Annotated in this window: 16 protein-coding genes; 11 read left to right on the top strand and 5 right to left on the bottom strand. The window is 63.2% G+C overall.

Translation table 11 applies throughout. The annotated features are described in order from the left end of the window. Window positions 1–38: 38 nt before the first annotated feature. The 10 genes from INS93_RS09805 (at window position 39) to INS93_RS09760 (ending at window position 8,855) form a co-directional block, all read left to right on the top strand. The gene (locus INS93_RS09805; protein ID WP_192981322.1) at window positions 39–1,172 is read left to right on the top strand and encodes a glycerate kinase; all 1,134 of its coding nucleotides are present in this window, start codon (window positions 39–41) and stop codon (window positions 1,170–1,172) included. Between the two features lie 114 nt (window positions 1,173–1,286). Continuing rightward, window positions 1,287–1,748, top strand: a complete 462-nt coding sequence (locus tag INS93_RS09800; RefSeq protein ID WP_017677796.1) for a membrane protein — start codon at window positions 1,287–1,289, stop codon at window positions 1,746–1,748. 359 nt (window positions 1,749–2,107) lie between these two features. Further along, complete coding sequence (locus INS93_RS09795; RefSeq protein ID WP_192981320.1) at window positions 2,108–4,900, top strand: monovalent cation/H+ antiporter subunit A; 2,793 nt, start codon at window positions 2,108–2,110, stop codon at window positions 4,898–4,900. A 1-nt stretch (window position 4,901) separates the two neighbouring features. Next, window positions 4,902–5,231: a Na+/H+ antiporter subunit C gene (locus INS93_RS09790; RefSeq protein ID WP_074860431.1), complete on the top strand. Its 330-nt coding sequence runs from the start codon at window positions 4,902–4,904 to the stop codon at window positions 5,229–5,231. Further along, complete coding sequence (locus INS93_RS09785; protein ID WP_192981318.1) at window positions 5,228–6,739, top strand: monovalent cation/H+ antiporter subunit D; 1,512 nt, start codon at window positions 5,228–5,230, stop codon at window positions 6,737–6,739. The genes INS93_RS09790 and INS93_RS09785 overlap by 4 nt, the downstream gene beginning before the upstream one ends. Further along, a complete protein-coding gene (locus INS93_RS09780; protein ID WP_160020513.1) occupies window positions 6,736–7,233 on the top strand; it encodes a Na+/H+ antiporter subunit E in 498 nt (165 codons plus the stop codon). Before INS93_RS09785 ends, INS93_RS09780 begins: the two co-directional genes overlap by 4 nt. After that, window positions 7,218–7,487: a K+/H+ antiporter subunit F gene (locus INS93_RS09775; RefSeq protein WP_013714638.1), complete on the top strand. Its 270-nt coding sequence runs from the start codon at window positions 7,218–7,220 to the stop codon at window positions 7,485–7,487. Before INS93_RS09780 ends, INS93_RS09775 begins: the two co-directional genes overlap by 16 nt. Before the next feature lie 12 nt (window positions 7,488–7,499). Continuing rightward, window positions 7,500–7,838: a Na+/H+ antiporter subunit G gene (locus INS93_RS09770; protein ID WP_192981316.1), complete on the top strand. Its 339-nt coding sequence runs from the start codon at window positions 7,500–7,502 to the stop codon at window positions 7,836–7,838. A gap of 106 nt (window positions 7,839–7,944) precedes the next feature. Next, the gene (locus INS93_RS09765) at window positions 7,945–8,457 is read left to right on the top strand and encodes a GNAT family N-acetyltransferase (protein WP_192981314.1); all 513 of its coding nucleotides are present in this window, start codon (window positions 7,945–7,947) and stop codon (window positions 8,455–8,457) included. Further along, window positions 8,454–8,855, top strand: a complete 402-nt coding sequence (locus INS93_RS09760; protein ID WP_192981312.1) for a hypothetical protein — start codon at window positions 8,454–8,456, stop codon at window positions 8,853–8,855. The genes INS93_RS09765 and INS93_RS09760 overlap by 4 nt, the downstream gene beginning before the upstream one ends. A 156-nt stretch (window positions 8,856–9,011) precedes the next feature. Here the strand turns inward: INS93_RS09760 and INS93_RS09755 are convergent, their stop codons facing one another. The 4 genes from INS93_RS09755 to INS93_RS09740 form a co-directional block, all read right to left on the bottom strand. Beyond that, the gene (locus tag INS93_RS09755; RefSeq protein WP_192981310.1) at window positions 9,012–10,625 is read right to left on the bottom strand and encodes an NAD(P)/FAD-dependent oxidoreductase; all 1,614 of its coding nucleotides are present in this window, start codon (window positions 10,623–10,625) and stop codon (window positions 9,012–9,014) included. Window positions 10,626–10,789: 164 nt separating this feature from the next. Then, entirely contained in the window at window positions 10,790–11,986 is a 1,197-nt protein-coding gene (locus INS93_RS09750; RefSeq protein ID WP_226945410.1) for an MFS transporter, read from the bottom strand. A 32-nt stretch (window positions 11,987–12,018) separates the two neighbouring features. Beyond that, window positions 12,019–12,621, bottom strand: coding sequence for an NADPH-dependent F420 reductase (locus INS93_RS09745; RefSeq protein ID WP_192981460.1), 603 nt, complete (start codon window positions 12,619–12,621; stop codon window positions 12,019–12,021). A 78-nt stretch (window positions 12,622–12,699) separates the two neighbouring features. Next, window positions 12,700–13,464 carry a 3-oxoacyl-ACP reductase family protein gene (locus tag INS93_RS09740; RefSeq protein WP_192981309.1) on the bottom strand — a complete coding sequence of 255 codons (765 nt, stop codon included), beginning with the start codon at window positions 13,462–13,464 and terminating at the stop codon, window positions 12,700–12,702. A gap of 116 nt (window positions 13,465–13,580) precedes the next feature. Between INS93_RS09740 and INS93_RS09735 the strand changes: the two genes are divergently transcribed. Further along, entirely contained in the window at window positions 13,581–14,510 is a 930-nt protein-coding gene (locus tag INS93_RS09735) for a LysR family transcriptional regulator (RefSeq protein ID WP_192981307.1), read from the top strand. Between the two features lie 59 nt (window positions 14,511–14,569). Here INS93_RS09735 and INS93_RS09730 read toward each other — a convergent pair whose 3' ends face one another. Next, complete coding sequence (locus INS93_RS09730; RefSeq protein WP_192981306.1) at window positions 14,570–15,241, bottom strand: COG3650 family protein; 672 nt, start codon at window positions 15,239–15,241, stop codon at window positions 14,570–14,572. Window positions 15,242–15,507: the final 266 nt, after the last annotated feature.

Genomic DNA, 15,507 nt, shown 5'->3' with positions numbered 1-15,507 from the left:
GCGGCTACGGTCGCCTGCCTCCTTTCGAGGTACCTATCATGAAAATCGTCATTGCTCCTGACTCCTTCAAGGAGAGCCTCAGCGCGCCCGACGTGGCCGCTGCCATCGCCCGCGGTTGGCAGCAGGTGTTTCCCGAGGCCGAGTGTTTGCTGCGGCCCATGGCCGATGGTGGCGAGGGTACGGTCGATGCGTTGCTGGCCGCCGTGGGTGGCGAGCGCCGTGAATGCGACGTGCGCGGCCCCATGGGTGAGCCGGTCAAGGCGCATTGGGGCTGGCTGGGGCAGGGTACGGCGGTCATCGAGATGGCGGCTGCCAGCGGTCTGCACTGGGTGCCGCGTGAACAGCGCGACGCCCGTCTGGCCAGCAGCTTCGGCACTGGTGAGCTGATCCGTGAGGCGCTGGACGCCGGTGCTACGCGAATCATCCTGGGGCTGGGCGGCAGTGCCACCAATGACGCCGGTGTTGGTCTTTTACAGGCACTGGGCATGCGTTTTCTCGATGCCCAGGGGGGTGAGCTGGCGCCGGGCGGTGCAGCTTTGGCCGGTCTCGACAAGCTCGATCTGAACGGGCTCGATGCACGTTTGCTCAAGGTGCAGATCGAGGTCGCCGCCGATGTCGACAATCCCTTGTGCGGGCCACGCGGCGCATCCGCGGTGTTCGGTCCGCAGAAAGGGGCGACGCCCGAGCATGTCACCGAGCTGGACACGGCACTCGGCCACTTCGCCCGTATCGCAGCGACGACGCTGGGCGAGGATCACGCCGAGTTTCCCGGTGTGGGCGCGGCGGGGGGGCTCGGTTTCGCTGCGCGTGCGTTTCTCAAGGCAAGTTTCCGCCCCGGTATCGCGCTGGTGGCCGAACTGTCCGGCCTTGCCGCAGCAGTGGAGAACGCAGATCTGGTGATTACCGGGGAAGGGCGCATGGATGCCCAGACCCTGCACGGCAAGACACCGGTCGGTGTAGCGCGCGTGGCGCGTGCGGCCGGGGTGCCGGTCATTGCCTTGTCCGGTAGTCTGGGTGACAACTATCAGGCGCTGTACGACGCGGGTATCGAAGCTGCATTCAGCCTGGCGCCGGGCCCGTTGTCCCTGGAGCAGGCGATGGCCGGCGCGGCAGCTGAGTTGCAGGCGCGCACCACGGATATCGCCCGGCTCTGGCGCCTCGCTCGGTCCTGATGGGGCGAACCTGGCTGAACTTGGTCTGTCTGAAATAACTATTGTTAAGGCTCTGCCGTGACAGATACGCTCGCCCGGCGTCTAATGGATCGAGATACCTCTGGAGGAATTGCTATGCGTAAACCCACTCTGCTCATTACCTCGCTGGCCGCGATGCTGGCCCTCGGGGGCTGTCAGTCCAGCCTGACTGGCGATACCTACAGCCGCGATGAGGCCCGAGCGGTGCAGACGGTACGCATGGGCACCATCGAATCGCTGCGCCCGGTCAAGATCGAAGGGACCAAGACACCGATCGGTGCGGGTGCCGGTGCTGTGGTTGGCGGTATCGGTGGCAGTGGCCTCGGTGGCGGGCGCGGCAGTGCAGTGCTGGCTGTGGTCGGTGCTGTTGCCGGCGGTCTGTTGGGCGCCGCGGCTGAAGAAGGCCTGACCCGTACTCAAGGTGTTGAGATCACCGTGCGTGAGGACGACGGCACCATGCGCGCCTACGTCCAGGAAGTCGAACCGAACCAGGTGTTCCGTGTCGGCGAGCGCGTGCGCATCATGACGGTCAACGGTACCAGCCGCGTTACTCACTGATCGTTACAAGCCAGCCGGAGCAGCGTTGGTTGCTCCGGCTTTTTGTTGTCTGTCATCCCCGGCCGACAACTCGTCGGGCTCGCGCAAAAAAGTGCTCCCGGCAATTTTTTGTGGCCTCGCTATAGTGGTGGTCGGCTGTCAGCAGCACTTCCAGCAGCCTGCATGTTACCAAGTGTGTTTAACGATAATTCAATGCATGACGTTGTGTTGATAGTTATGGATAATCGGCCGTTATGCTTGTGCCGACAACGACTTAGCTGAAGCGTTGTGGTGCATGAACTATCACCGTCAGGGACTTGTGACTCCAATTCTCGTCGTTGGGTCAGCTGGTCTGGCGTGCCTGCTTAAGGGGTTTTCCGATGGCGCTTGCGCTGATTGTCGCCTTGCCATTTCTTGGGTTGTTTCTGCCGGTGCTTGCCGATCGGCTCGGACGCTCGGCCTGTGCTGCGGCTGCGGCTATAGCGCCCATCGTGGCGCTGGTGCTGCTGTTCAGCTACCAGCCTGCGGTGTTCGCAGGCGAGGTGTTGCGGGTCAAGCTGGAGTGGCTGCCGCACCTGGGGCTGAATCTCAGTCTGCGCCTCGATGGTCTGGGTTTTCTGTTTGCCCTGCTGATTCTCGGCATCGGCCTGTTGGTCATCCTCTACGCGCGCTATTACCTGGCCAAGACCGAGCCGATGGGGCGTTTCTTCGCCTTCCTGCTGCTGTTCATGGGCGCCATGCTCGGCGTGGTGCTGTCGGAAAACCTGCTGCTGATGCTGATGTTCTGGGAGCTGACCAGCCTGTCGTCGTTCCTGCTGATCGGCTTCTGGGGTTCGCGCTCCGATGCCCGCAAGGGCGCGCGCATGGCGCTGGCAATCACCGGTGGCGGTGGCCTGGCGCTGCTCGCCGGTATCCTGCTGATCGGCCATATCGCCGGTAGCTTCGAGCTCTCTCAAGTGCTGGCGGCCGGCTACGCGATCCGTGCGCACGAGCTTTATCCGCTGGCGCTGGTACTGGTGCTGCTGGGTGTATTCACCAAATCGGCGCAATTCCCTTTCCATTTCTGGTTACCGCACGCGATGGCGGCGCCGACGCCGGTATCGGCCTATCTGCACTCGGCGACCATGGTCAAGGCCGGGGTCTTCCTGCTGGCGCGTCTGTACCCGGCGCTGGCCGGTTCCGAGTGGTGGTTCTACATGGTCAGCCTGACCGGTCTGGCCACGTTGCTGGTGGGTGCCGGCATGGCGCTGTTCCAGCATGACCTGAAGGGCCTGCTGGCGTATTCGACCATCAGTCACCTGGGCCTGATCACCCTGCTGTTCGGCCTGGACACCCAGCTAGCGGCTGTCGCTGCGGTGTTCCACATCATCAACCATGCGACCTTCAAGGCTTCGCTGTTCATGGCAGCGGGCATCATCGACCACGAAACCGGTAGCCGCGACATGCGGCGAATAAACGGTTTGTGGAAGTACATGCCACATACGGCCGTGCTGGCGATGGTGGCGGCCTCGGCCATGGCAGGCGTGCCGTTGCTCAACGGCTTTTTGAGCAAGGAAATGTTCTTCACCGAAACCCTGCACCAGCACCTGCTGGGCGGTTTCAACTGGGTGATTCCGGCTGCTGCGACCCTGGCCGGCGTGTTCTCGGTGGCCTACTCGCTGCGCTTCATTCACGACGTGTTCTTCAACGGGGAGCCGATCGACCTGCCCAAATATCCGCCGCACGAGCCGCCGCGCTACATGAAGGTGCCGGTCGAGGTGCTGGTGTTCCTCTGCCTGCTGGTCGGCATCGTGCCTGCCTATACGGTAGCGCCGTTGTTGGCTGCCGCAGCAGCTTCGACGCTGGGTGGTCAGTTGCCCGAATACAGCCTGGCGGTCTGGCACGGCTTCAACCTGCCGCTCCTGATGAGTTTCGTTGCGCTGTTCGGCGGGATCATCGTCTACGCCTGTCGCAAACCGCTGTTCCGCTGGTATGAAGGTTTGCCGACCCTGGATGCCAAGGACGCCTTCGACCAGGTGGTGCGCTACATGACGCGTACGTCCGTGCGTATCACCGCGTTTCTGGAGTGCGGTTCGCTGCAACGTTACCTGGCCTGGATGCTTGGCAGTGCCCTGATCCTGGTAGTGGTCGCGCTGTCGCCGCTCGAGCAGTTGGCCGGTAGCGTGCCGATGACCCCCATCGATCCGCTGACCGTCACGGGTATGCTGATCCTGATGGTGACTGCGGTGCTCACCGTGGTTTTCCACCGTCGCCGCCTGGTGGCGCTGATGATTCTCAGCGCCGCTGGTCTGATGGTGGCGCTGGCCTTCGCCCGCTTCTCCGCCCCGGATCTGGCGCTGACCCAGCTGTCGGTGGAGGTGGTGACCATCATCCTGCTGATGCTCACCTTGTACTTCATGACCGACCGCACCCCGGCCGAGTCCAGCAGTTTGCGTGGCCTGCGCGATCTGGTCTTGGCGCTGGGCAGCGGCACCATGGTGGCGATGCTGACTTACGCCGTGCTGACCCGCCCTTACCAGAGCATTTCCTCGTTCTTCCTCGAGAACAGTGTCTCCGGGGGCGGCGGTACCAACGTGGTCAACGTGATCCTGGTGGACTTCCGTGGCTTCGATACCCTGGGCGAGATCACCGTGCTGGCGATTGCCGCCATCGGTATCTACGCGCTGCTGCATGGTCTGCACTTGCCGCATCCTGCCCATGACAAGAACGGTCGTCCGTGGTCGACCGATGCCCATCCGATGATCCTCGACAACCTGGCGCGTGCCATGCTGCCGATGGCACTGCTGATTTCGGCGTTCATCTTCCTGCGCGGGCACAACCTGCCGGGCGGCGGCTTCATCGCCGGCCTCATCACGGCGGTGGCGCTGATTCTGCAATACATCTCCCACGGTGTGACCTGGACCCAGGAGCGCCTGAAGTTCAGCTATCACGCCACCGCCGGTTGGGGCGTGCTGATCGCCGGGTTGACGGGGCTGGGCAGCTGGCTCTTCGGCTCGCCGTTCCTGACTTCGGCGTTCGGCCATTTCCATATTCCGCTGATTGGCGAAATCGAGTTGGCCACCGCGATCCTCTTCGATCTTGGTGTGTATCTGGCCGTTGTTGGCGCCACCCTGCTGATTCTTTCCAACATCGGCCATGTCAGTCAGGACGAGTCGTGCAAGGAGGTCATCTGATATGGAGGCTGTATTCGCAATCACCCTCGGGGTGCTGACTGCCAGCGGCGTCTACCTGCTGCTGCGTGCGCGCATCTTTCCGGTGGTGATGGGGCTGACCCTGATCTCCTATGCGGTCAATCTGTTCATCTTCGCCATGGGCCGGCTCGGCACGGGTGTGCCGGCGGTGATCGGCAAGAGCGCCGAGTACGGTGACCCGCTGCCACAGGCACTGGTGTTGACCGCCATCGTCATCGGTTTCGCCATGACCGCGTTCGTCGTGGTGCTGGCCCTGCGTGGCATGGGTGAACTGAAAACCGATCACGTCGATGGCGAGGAGCCGCGCGCATGAGTCACGCCATCATCCTCCCCATTCTGCTGCCGCTGTTCTTCGGCGCGCTGTTGCTGGTCGGCCACGGCTGGTCGCGTGACGTGAAACGGGGTATTTCCCTGGTTGGCTGCCTGGCGTTGCTGCCGATTTGCCTGTATCTGGTGTGGCTGGCCGGAGCGGGACAGTTGCAGGTTTATGCGCTGGGCAACTGGGCTGCGCCATTCGGCATCATGCTGCTGCTCGACCGCTTCAACGCGGCACTGTTGCTGCTCACCTCGCTGCTCGCCTGCTTCGCCCTGGTTTATGCCTGTCGCGGTGACGATGAGCGTGGGCCGAACTTCCATGCGTTGTTCCAGTTTCAGTTGCTGGGCATCAACGGCGCGTTCCTGACCGCCGATCTGTTCAACCTGTTCGTGTTCTTCGAGGTCCTGCTGATCTCCTCTTATGCATTGCTGCTGCATGGCAACCGCGCCAATCAGGTCAAGGCCGGCGTGCATTACGTGGTGCTCAACCTGCTGGGCTCGTCGTTCTTCCTGATCGGCGTGAGTTTGCTGTATGGCCTGACCGGCACCCTGAACATGCCGGACCTGGCTGTGCGCGTGGCCAGCGCCGATGTTGCCGACGCGCCGCTGATCAAGGCTGCTGCCTACCTGCTGCTGATCGTCTTCGGCCTCAAGGCTGCCGTGCTACCGCTGTGCTTCTGGCTGCCGCGCGCCTATGCTGCAGCGCCTGCTTCGGTGGCGGCGTTGTTCGCGATCATGACCAAGGTGGGCTTCTACGCCATCGTCCGTGTGTTCACCCTGGTGTTCGGCGAAGAGGCCGGGCCACTGGCCAATCTCGGCCATGAACTGCTCTGGTGGCTGGCACTGCCGACCATTGCCTTCGGTGTGATTGGCGCCTTGGGTGCGCGGCAGTTGCAGGCGCTGCTGGCCTATCTGGTGCTGGTCTCGGTGGGCACGCTGATGGCCGGCTTCGCCATCGGTAACGTGGCGGCGTTGAGTGCTGCGCTTTATTACATGGTGCACAGCACGTTGATCAGCGCCGCATTGTTCCTGTTGGCGGGGCTGGTGGTCGCACAGCGTGACAGCGCCGGTGGCGATCTGCAGCAGGAGCGTGTGCTGCGTCAGCCGCTGGTGCTGGGTTGCATGTTCTTCTTCGCCTCCATTTCCGTGGCCGGGTTGCCGCCGTTCTCTGGTTTCCTCGGCAAGATGTTGCTGCTGCGGGCGGCGGAGCCAGGATGGCAGGCCTGGAGCCTGTGGCCGGTGGTGCTGATCGGCGGTCTGCTGACCCTGGTGGCGTTGAGCCGCGCCGGTACCAGTCTGTTCTGGCTCGGTCAGCAGGCGGACGCAGTCCCTTCGACCGCTGCTCCGGCTGACCGCGTCAGCCTCCTGGCTGCGCTAGGCCTGTTGCTGGCCAGTCCGCTGCTGTTGATCGGCGCTGCCCCGATACTGGCCTACCTGGAGGCTGCAGCGGCGCAGTTGCTCGATCTGCAACCCTATCTGTCGATCATCGCTGGAGGTGCGGCATGAGGCGTTTCTTCCCCCACCCGCGGATGATGCTGGTACTGACGGTGCTCTGGCTGCTCTTGGTCAACACCTTCAATCTGGGCCATCTCCTGCTCGGGCTGTTTCTGGGGTGGTCGATCGTGCACCTGTGTGGCGATTTCCTGCTGAGCGTGCCGAAGGTGCGCAAGCCCCTGGGGCTGTTGCTGTTCATCGGCAAGGTGTTCTACGACATCGTGGTGGCCAATCTGCAGGTGGTGAAGCTGGTGTTGGGGCCGAAATCGCGGCTTGAACCGGCATTCGTCGAGGTGCCGGTCGAGATCGAGGATGAGTTCGTGCTGTCGACGCTGGCCTGCATCATCTCGCTGACCCCCGGCACGGTTTCTGCCGGCCTCAGCTCAGACCACAAGACACTGCTGCTGCACGGGCTCAACGTGCCGGATCGCGACGAACTGATCGCGGCGGTCAAGAGCCGTTACGAAACGCCGCTGCTGGAGATATTCGAATGCTCGAGAACGTAGTCTTTCTGTGCATGGGCATCCTCACGCTGGCCATGCTGCTCAATGTCGCGCGTCTGGTCGAAGGGCCGAGCGTGGTCGACCGTGTCCTGGCCCTGGATACCCTGTACATCAATGCGTTGGCGCTGATCGTGCTGTTTGGCATCTGGCTGGCATCGGATCTGTTCTTCGAGGCTGCACTGCTGATCGCGGTGATGGGCTTCGTCGGTACGGTTGCAGTGGGTAAGCACCTGCTGCACGGCGACATCATCGATTAAGGGGGAATGACCATGCCGTTCTGGCTGGAGTTGTTGATTTGTGCCTGCCTGATTCTTGGCAGTCTATTCGCCCTGGTGGGTGCCATCGGTCTGTATCGGCTGCCGGACTTCTTCACCCGCCTGCATGGGCCGACCAAGGCCACGACGCTGGGCGTTGGCGGTACGCTGATCGCTTCGATGCTGTTCTTCGCGCACCACACCGGCAACCTCAGCCTGCACGAACTGCTGATCACTCTGTTCCTGTTCCTGACTGCGCCGGTCAGTGCGCATATCCTGTCCAAGGCCGCGATGCAGCAGAAGGTCGAGTTGACCGAGCGCACCCGTGGCCAGCCTTGGGACGATGATCACTGATCCACTGTCAGGCATTTCTTGCATCTGGCTGTCACTGTCGTCAGGCAATTACCCGCTCTAGACTGCGCTCTTGAATCAAACGAGGTCTCGCCTCAGGGGAGTCACGATGAGCGAGCGGGTCATTCGTCAGGCCTGTGTCGAGGATATCGAGGCGCTCTGCGCGCTGATTCTCGAGCATGGGCCCAACCCCTGGAACCATTTGCCCGAAGTCGAGGTTCGCCAGCACCTGCAGGATATTGCAGCCAGCACGACGCTGGCCGTGATGGCCGAGGAGCAGGGGCAACTGCTGGGTTTCGTCAGCTATCGCCTGACCCAGGATTTCGCCGCTCATCAACCTGCGGCGCGTGCCGGGCAGGTGCATGGCTATATCTGCGAAGCGGTGGTGCATCGCGACTGCGTTGGCCGAGGTTTGGGGGCGCGTCTTCTGCGTGAGGCCGTCACCGAGCTGTGGCGGCTGGGCGTCAGCGATATCTATATCGATCGCCACGAAGAGAACGCGGCATCGGCGGGGATGATGCGCAAGGCCGGCTTCACCGAGCTGTTGACCTACGTCGACCCGGCGCGTCGACCAAATGGTTCGCGGCGTTCGACCCTGTGCTGCCAGCGGGTCAGGCAATGATTCGGCGACTGCTCGCCATGGCTGTGCTGGCCGCCGCACAGATGCTGCTGGCGTTGTTGCTTTACCGCAGCGCCATCGAGGCCTATCGGCAGATGTTCGGCGGGATTCGCCGCGATATCAGTTATGGCCTGCAACTACAGCACTCGTTGTATCTCTTCGGCGCTCTGGCTGTGTGCAATGCTGTCTGGTCGTTGAGTTGCCGTAGCCGGCGCAGCGGTCTGATCGGTTTTGGCGTCTGCCTGCTGCTCTGGGCGACATTCTGGGCCAATGCCTTCGCCAGCATGCCGTACCGCAGCCTGCTGGTGGTTGGAGTTGGCACTTTGGCGTTGGCCATGCCACTGCCCCTGCTGATGCGTTTCAGTACAGTTGGGTGGGTTAGGCGCTTGTCGAATAGGTGAATGAGTCCGTACGTCAAGGTGCGCCGTAACCCACCATTGGCGCAGCGCAGGACAATAGCCTGGTGGGTTGCGCGGCGCACTGCGATGGCGGTGATCGGACATTCGCAGGTTTGGCGCCGCTAACCCACCCTGCGGGGTGGGTGATCCGAAGAAGGTTTAGCGATTCAACCCGAGCATGTCCTTGGCCACCGCCTCGGCCACGCGAATGCCGTCGACGCCAGCAGAGAGAATGCCGCCGGCGTAGCCCGCGCCTTCGCCTGCCGGGTACAGGCCTTTGAGATTCAGGCTCTGCAGGTTTTCGTCACGGCTGATGCGCACCGGCGAAGAGGTGCGCGTCTCGATACCGGTGAGTACCGCATCGGCCAGGTCGAAGCCCTTGATCTGCTTGCCGAAGGCCGGCAATGCCTCGCGGATGGCTTCGATGGCGAAGTCCGGCAGCGAGGGCGCCAGGTCGCCCAGTTTCACCCCGGGCTTGTAGGAGGGCTGCACTTCGCCGAGAGCGGTGGACGGCTTGCCCTTGATGAAGTCGCCGACCAGTTGCCCCGGCGCCTCATAGTTGCGCCCGCCGAGCACGTAGGCGTGCGATTCAAGACGCTCCTGCAGTTCCACGCCGGCCAGCGGGCCACCCGGATAGTCCTGCTCGGGAGTGATGCCGACGACGATGCCGGCGTTGGCGTTGCGCTCGTTGCGCGAGTACTGGCTCATGCCGTTGGTGACCACGCGCTCCGGCTCGGAGGTAGCGGCGACCACGGTGCCGCCTGGGCACATGCAGAAGCTGTAGACCGAGCGGCCGTTGCTGGCGTGGTGTACCAGCTTGTAGTCGGCAGCGCCGAGCTTCGGGTGGCCGGCGTACTTGCCCAGGCGTGCGCGGTCGATCAGCGACTGCGGGTGCTCGATACGGAAACCGACCGAGAAGGGCTTGGCCTCCAGGTACACGCCACGGGCATGCAGCATGCGGAAGGTGTCGCGCGAACTGTGGCCGAGAGCCAGCACCACATGGCGGCTGATGATCTGCTCACCACTTTCCAGCACCACACCGGTGAGTTGGTCGTCTTCGATCAGCAGATCGCTGACGCGCTGCTGGAAGCGCACTTCGCCGCCGAGGGCCTTGATTTCCTCGCGCATGGTGGCGACCACGCCGGTCAGGCGGAAGGTGCCGATATGCGGCTTGCTGACGTAGAGGATCTCGTCCGGCGCGCCGGCCTTGACGAACTCCTGCAGCACCTTACGCCCGTGGTGATTCGGGTCCTTGATCTGGCTGTACAGCTTGCCGTCGGAGAAGGTGCCGGCGCCGCCTTCGCCGAATTGCACGTTGGAGGTAGGGTCGAGCACGTTCTTGCGCCACAGGCCCCATGTGTCCTTGGTGCGCTGGCGCACTTCCTTGCCGCGTTCCAGCACGATGGGGCGCAAGCCTGCCTGGGCCAGGATCAGCGCCGCGAAGATGCCGCAGGGGCCGAAACCGACGACGATGGGGCGCTCTTCCAGCGGCGTTTCTGCCTTGCCGACCGGCTTGTAGGTGATGTCTGGTGCCGGGCCGACATGCTTGTCATCGCTCAGGCGAGCGAGCAGGGCGGCTTCGTCTTTCACCTCGCAGTCGAGGGTGTAGATGAAGGGCATGTCGCCGAACTTCTTCCGTGCATCGTAGCTGCGCTTGAACACGCTGAAGGCCAGCAGGTCGGCGTCGTCGATGCCCAGGCGCTGAACGATGGCCGGGCGCAGGGCCTCATCGGCATGGTCGAGGGGCAGTTTCAGTTCGGTCAGGCGAAGCATGGGCAGTGTCCTGTTTGGCCGGTGGTGATCCGGCAAGGTGAAGAAGGTCGGCGATTGTACGGGATTCGCGGTCCGGGTGGAGAGGACGGCATTCTCGAACTACTGACGGCTTTGCTCCGTTGAGCGTAGGTGAACGATGTCTTGAACGCTGCGCGAGTACGTGCTCAGCCGTGCTGACGTTCGATTGCGCGACCCCGAATGAACATCAGGGCAGCGCCCGCGAAGGCTGCTGTCGCGGCATAGACGATCACGGCTTGCGAGTCGAGGCTGTCGATGATCAGCCCTCCTAGAACCGCACCTGCGGCAATGGCGACCTGGAAGGTCGATGACAGCAGGGCGCCAGCGCTTTCCGCGTGATCGGCGGCGGCGCGCGCGTTCCAGATCGAGATCGATACCGGGAAGGCGCCGAACGCGAAGCCCCACAGCGCAATCGCGACGAAGGCAACGTCAGCCTGTGTGCCGAACAGGATCAGCGTGAGTGCAACGGCAGCGATCAGGAACGAGCAACTGCTGACTGCCCAGGCCGGACTGCGCGCGGCGACCGCGCCGCCGGCAAGGTTGCCGAAAAAACCGCTGACACCGAAGGCCAGCAAGGCAAGCGAGACGGTCGCGACATCCAGGCGGGGGACCTCCTCGAGGAAGGGACGAATGAAGGTCAGAGCGGCGAAGTGCCCGGAAATGACCAGAAGCCCAGTGCAGATGCCGACGACGACCGCACGCCGCGTCAGCGCTGCCTTGAAGGAGGCCAGGCCTGGCGCTGCTGTGGCCGGCAGTTTGGGCAGGGTCAGCATCTGAATCACCAGCGCCACCACGCCAATACCGGACGCGGCCAGGAAGGTTGCCTGCCAGCCCCACAGTTCTCCCAGGTAGGCACCCAGCGGGGCAGCGAAGATGGTTGCGAGCGAAATGCCCATCATGATGATCGAAATGGCACGCGGCACCTTGTCCGGAGGCACCAGGCGCAGGGCGAGCGCTGCCATCATGGCCCAGAAGCTGCCGAGGGCGAAGCCCAGCAGTCCACGCGCGATCAGCAGCACCGTGATGTTTGAGGCATAGGCCGAAAGGATGCAGGAGAACACCAGCATGCCCATCAACCCCCAGACGATCTTTTGTCGATCCAGACGGCCCGAGAACAGCACCACCAGCGGTCCGGCGAATGCGGCGACCACGGCGGTGGCGGTGATGGCCTGGCCCACCGCGCCGTTGGATACGCCCAAGTCGGCGGCCATCGGCGTCAGCAGGCTGATCGGCAGGAATTCCGCCGTGACCAGGCCGAAGGCGCCCAGGGCAAGAGAGATGACGGCCCACCACGCAGCAGAGATGGATCTGGTGTCAGCAGTAGATGAATCGGTATGGGGCATGATGGAGTCCTTCATTTTTGTCTTCCGGTAGCTCAGCCGAACTGCACCAGTTCGAGCGAGGGCAACGGCCCACCGGGGAATTGCGTCAGGCGCCCACCTTCGGCCAGCTCGCCAAGGTCGATAGCGGCGAAGCCCAGCTCATCGATCAGTGCGCTGACCTGGTTTTTCGCGCGATTGTCGTCACCCGCCAGGAACAGCACACGCCGGCCGCCGCGCTCGGCGGGATCGGCAATGAGCAGTCTGGGGTTCAGGTGATTGAACGCCTTCACTACATGGGCGCCTGGCACCAGGTCGGCAAACACTTCGCTTGAGGTGCGGCCATGCAGATCGATAGGGTTGAACAGCGGCGCTTCGATCGGGTTATTGCTGTCGATGACGATTCGCCCGGCGAAGTCCGCGAGCCCGGACAGCGCTGCTGGCAGCTTCGACCAGTTCACCGCGACCAACACGATGGGCTGCGCTGCCGCCTGTTCACGGGTGCCGGCACGGATGCTCGGGCCGATGGATTGTACAAGGGCTTGCAGGCTCTCTGGCCCTCGGCTGTTGGAGAGAATTGCCGGAATGTTCCGACGCGCCAGGGCGCGTGCGAAGGCCGCGCCGATATGGCCGGCACCGATGATGCCGATGGAGGGCAATTTGCTCATGCTGGGACTCCTTGAGGCCAGAAGTGTCGGAAAACTGTGGGGCAGGCTGACTGGCCTGCCCCGGCAGACTCAAGAGGTCAATCCGCCGTCAGCGAGGATGTCCGCACCTGTGATGAACGAGGCTTGCGGGCTGGCGATGAATGCCACGAGGCTGGCAATTTCGTGTGGCTCTCCATAGCGACCCACTGCCATGCGGGGGGTCAGGAGCTGGGCAACCTCGCTGTCGGCCGGGTTCATGTCGGTGTTCACCGGGCCTGGGTGGATGCTGTTGACTGTGATTCCGCGTGGCCCCAGATCATGTGCCAGGCTGCGGTTGAAACCGGCGACGGCGCCTTTGGTCAGGCTGTATGCGGCAAGTCCGGGCACACCTGCGTACTTGGTGACCGAGCTGGCTATGTGGATGACGCGACCGCCTGCCTGCATGTGCCGTACCGCTTCCTGGGTGGCGACGAATACACCGGTCACGTTGACCGCGAGCATCTTCTGGTAATCCTCGAAGCTGGTTTCTTCGAACTGGCTGAACACGCCGATACCGGCGTTATTCACCAGAATGTCCAGGCCGCCGAACGCTTCCACCGTCTTCGCGACGGCGGCGCGCACGGCCTCGGGGTCGGCTGCGTTGGCCTGGATCGCCAGCGCTCGACCGCCTGCCGATTCGATCTCGACGGCGACCTCTTCAGCCAGCTTGGGCGAGCCATTGTAGGTGAAGGCAACCTGGGCGCCGTCGGCGGCCAGGCGTTTGGCGATAGCTGCGCCGATAGAGCGAGAGCCGCCTGTGACGAGAGCCGTCTTGCCGGCCAGGGGAAGGGGTTGGGAAGAGGTTAGGTTGCTCATGATTCACTCCGGTTGATTGCCGAGACATTCGGTGGAGTGACTATCGCGGTTTCATTCTTCTTTGATTAGCAGCTAATCATTTGGATTATCTTCAAGTATCTGTTTAAGATCGGTCTATGGAAACATTGGCCAACCTGGAATCATTCGTGCGCAGTGCCGAGAGTGGCAGCTTCTCGGCGGCCGCGCGCCGGCTTTCGCTCACGCCGGCTGCGGTGAGCCGCAACGTCGCCATGCTGGAGCGCAACCTGGGTGTACGGCTGTTCCAGCGCTCGACACGCAAGCTGACGCTGACCGAGGCGGGCGAGGCTTTCCTGGCCGCGGTTGGCGGCAATCTGGAGTCCTTGCAGAACGCCATTGCAGCGGTATCAGCCGATGATGGCCAGCCGGCTGGTGTGCTCAAAATCAGCGTGGCGCCATCCTTCGGGATCGGTTACCTGCTGCCTTTGTTGCCCGAGTTCCTGCAGCGCTATCCCCGCGTTCGCCCTGAGTGGCATTTCGAGAACCGTACGGTCGACCTGATCGCCGAAGGCTACGATGCCGCCATCGGTGGTGGTTTCGAGCTGGCAAGCGGTGTGGTCGCCCGCACATTGGCGCCGCTGCACGTTGTTGCCTTTGCCTCTCCCGCTTACCTGGCTCGGCACACTTTGCCAGCCGACCCATCAGGTCTGATCGAGTTGGACTGCATTGTCATGCGTTCGCTGTCGTCGGGTCGTATCCGTACCTGGAACATGCGCAATGCGCAGGGCGATGAAGTGATCGCGACGATGCGCGAGACCGTAGTGGTCAACGATCCAACTGCTGTGCGAGAGGCTGCGCGGTTGGGCCTGGGGGTGGCGATGCTTGCCGTACCCGATGTACTGTCCGAGCTGGAGTCGGGTGAGCTGGTACGGGTGCTGCCGCGCTGGTGGGCGGATGCCGGCGCGTTGTCGCTGTATTACCCCAGTCGCCAGTTGATGCCCGGCAAGACGCGCAGCTTCATCGACTTCGTGGTCGAGGCCTTCCAGCGTGAAGACTATGCACGGCGTTTTGCCGGGAGTTTGGGCTAGCGCCCCGTTGAGCGATCCATGCCGGTGACACCTGGCGGGGCCACCGGCATTGGCGCGGCTCAGTTGCGCATGGCGCCATAGTGCGCGCAGCCACGCAGCACCTGGCCATCGAGGCGCAGTTCGGCGCTGAGGTGGTTGACTGCGCCGCTCATGCCGTCGACGCAGCGCTGCGGTGCCACCCACAGATCCAGACGCTGGCCGTTGGCTTCACTGCTGAAGTTCAGGCGGCCATCCGGCAACTGTTCTTCCAGGTAAGGCAGGGCCAGCGGCTCCTGCCCGGGGCGGTTGAGCACCAGGCCCTTGCTGCCGACTTCCAGTTGCCAGAACGGTTCGTTGCCGCTGGCGCGCAGGGTCAGACGCTTGAAGTTGAGTTCCTCGCAGCCATGGCCTTCGCTCTGCAGGCGATAGATCTTGCTGACCTCGAAGCGACCATCGTTGCCTTTGCCCTGGCTGCCGCCCAGGCGACCGGCCAGATCGGCGAACAGGCTGGCCTGGCCATCGCTACCGAGCTGCATGGCTTCGCGCTCGATGCCTGTACCGTCGCCATCGATCAGCACGAAGCGGCGCTGCTCCTGGCAGGGGCTGAAGACCAGCTGACCATTTTCAACCTGGACTTGACCCTGTAGGCGGGTAGCCGGGGGTGGGCCTTCCGGTTTGCCGGTGTAGACCTGGCAGGCGGCCAGAAGCGGGAGGAGGGCGGCGCTGGTAAGCAGGGAGCGGGTGATGGACATGAGTCTCTCCAGATACGAGCGGCCACCATAGCTACAGGCGGACTCCTGCTCAAGCCATTAGCGTGAAAGTCGCGCAGCGCGCCCCCCTGTTGTCCTTCTCCCTCTGGGAGGCAGCTCCCGCTCTCGAAAACGCTCCCGGCGTTTTTCCTACCTCCCCATCCATGGGGGTGCCGGAGGGAGTAATGCATTCATCACCTCCCAGTGGATCAAGGTGGTACGAAGTATCGGATGAGGGTGCATGCCACGCAGGCTTTCATCGTTCGGCT

The organism is Pseudomonas sp. EggHat1 (assembly GCF_014892995.1).
GTDB lineage: Bacteria > Pseudomonadota > Gammaproteobacteria > Pseudomonadales > Pseudomonadaceae > Aquipseudomonas > Aquipseudomonas chaetocerotis.
This window is presented reverse-complemented; position numbering and strand designations above follow the sequence as displayed.

Bases quoted from the DNA above. Each gene is read 5' to 3' on its own strand.
- INS93_RS09780 (WP_160020513.1), top strand. From the start codon at position 6,736: ATGAGGCGTTTCTTCCCCCACCCGCGGATGATGCTGGTACTGACGGTG.
- INS93_RS09750 (WP_226945410.1), bottom strand. From the start codon at position 11,986: ATGCCCCATACCGATTCATCTACTGCTGACACCAGATCCATCTCTGCT.
- INS93_RS09730 (WP_192981306.1), bottom strand. From the start codon at position 15,241: ATGTCCATCACCCGCTCCCTGCTTACCAGCGCCGCCCTCCTCCCGCTT.
- INS93_RS09790 (WP_074860431.1), top strand. From the start codon at position 4,902: ATGGAGGCTGTATTCGCAATCACCCTCGGGGTGCTGACTGCCAGCGGC.
- INS93_RS09795 (WP_192981320.1), top strand. From the start codon at position 2,108: ATGGCGCTTGCGCTGATTGTCGCCTTGCCATTTCTTGGGTTGTTTCTG.
- INS93_RS09740 (WP_192981309.1), bottom strand. From the start codon at position 13,464: ATGAGCAACCTAACCTCTTCCCAACCCCTTCCCCTGGCCGGCAAGACG.
- INS93_RS09735 (WP_192981307.1), top strand. From the start codon at position 13,581: ATGGAAACATTGGCCAACCTGGAATCATTCGTGCGCAGTGCCGAGAGT.
- INS93_RS09770 (WP_192981316.1), top strand. From the start codon at position 7,500: ATGCCGTTCTGGCTGGAGTTGTTGATTTGTGCCTGCCTGATTCTTGGC.
- INS93_RS09785 (WP_192981318.1), top strand. From the start codon at position 5,228: ATGAGTCACGCCATCATCCTCCCCATTCTGCTGCCGCTGTTCTTCGGC.
- INS93_RS09800 (WP_017677796.1), top strand. From the start codon at position 1,287: ATGCGTAAACCCACTCTGCTCATTACCTCGCTGGCCGCGATGCTGGCC.
- INS93_RS09805 (WP_192981322.1), top strand. From the start codon at position 39: ATGAAAATCGTCATTGCTCCTGACTCCTTCAAGGAGAGCCTCAGCGCG.
- INS93_RS09760 (WP_192981312.1), top strand. From the start codon at position 8,454: ATGATTCGGCGACTGCTCGCCATGGCTGTGCTGGCCGCCGCACAGATG.
- INS93_RS09775 (WP_013714638.1), top strand. From the start codon at position 7,218: ATGCTCGAGAACGTAGTCTTTCTGTGCATGGGCATCCTCACGCTGGCC.
- INS93_RS09755 (WP_192981310.1), bottom strand. From the start codon at position 10,625: ATGCTTCGCCTGACCGAACTGAAACTGCCCCTCGACCATGCCGATGAG.
- INS93_RS09765 (WP_192981314.1), top strand. From the start codon at position 7,945: ATGAGCGAGCGGGTCATTCGTCAGGCCTGTGTCGAGGATATCGAGGCG.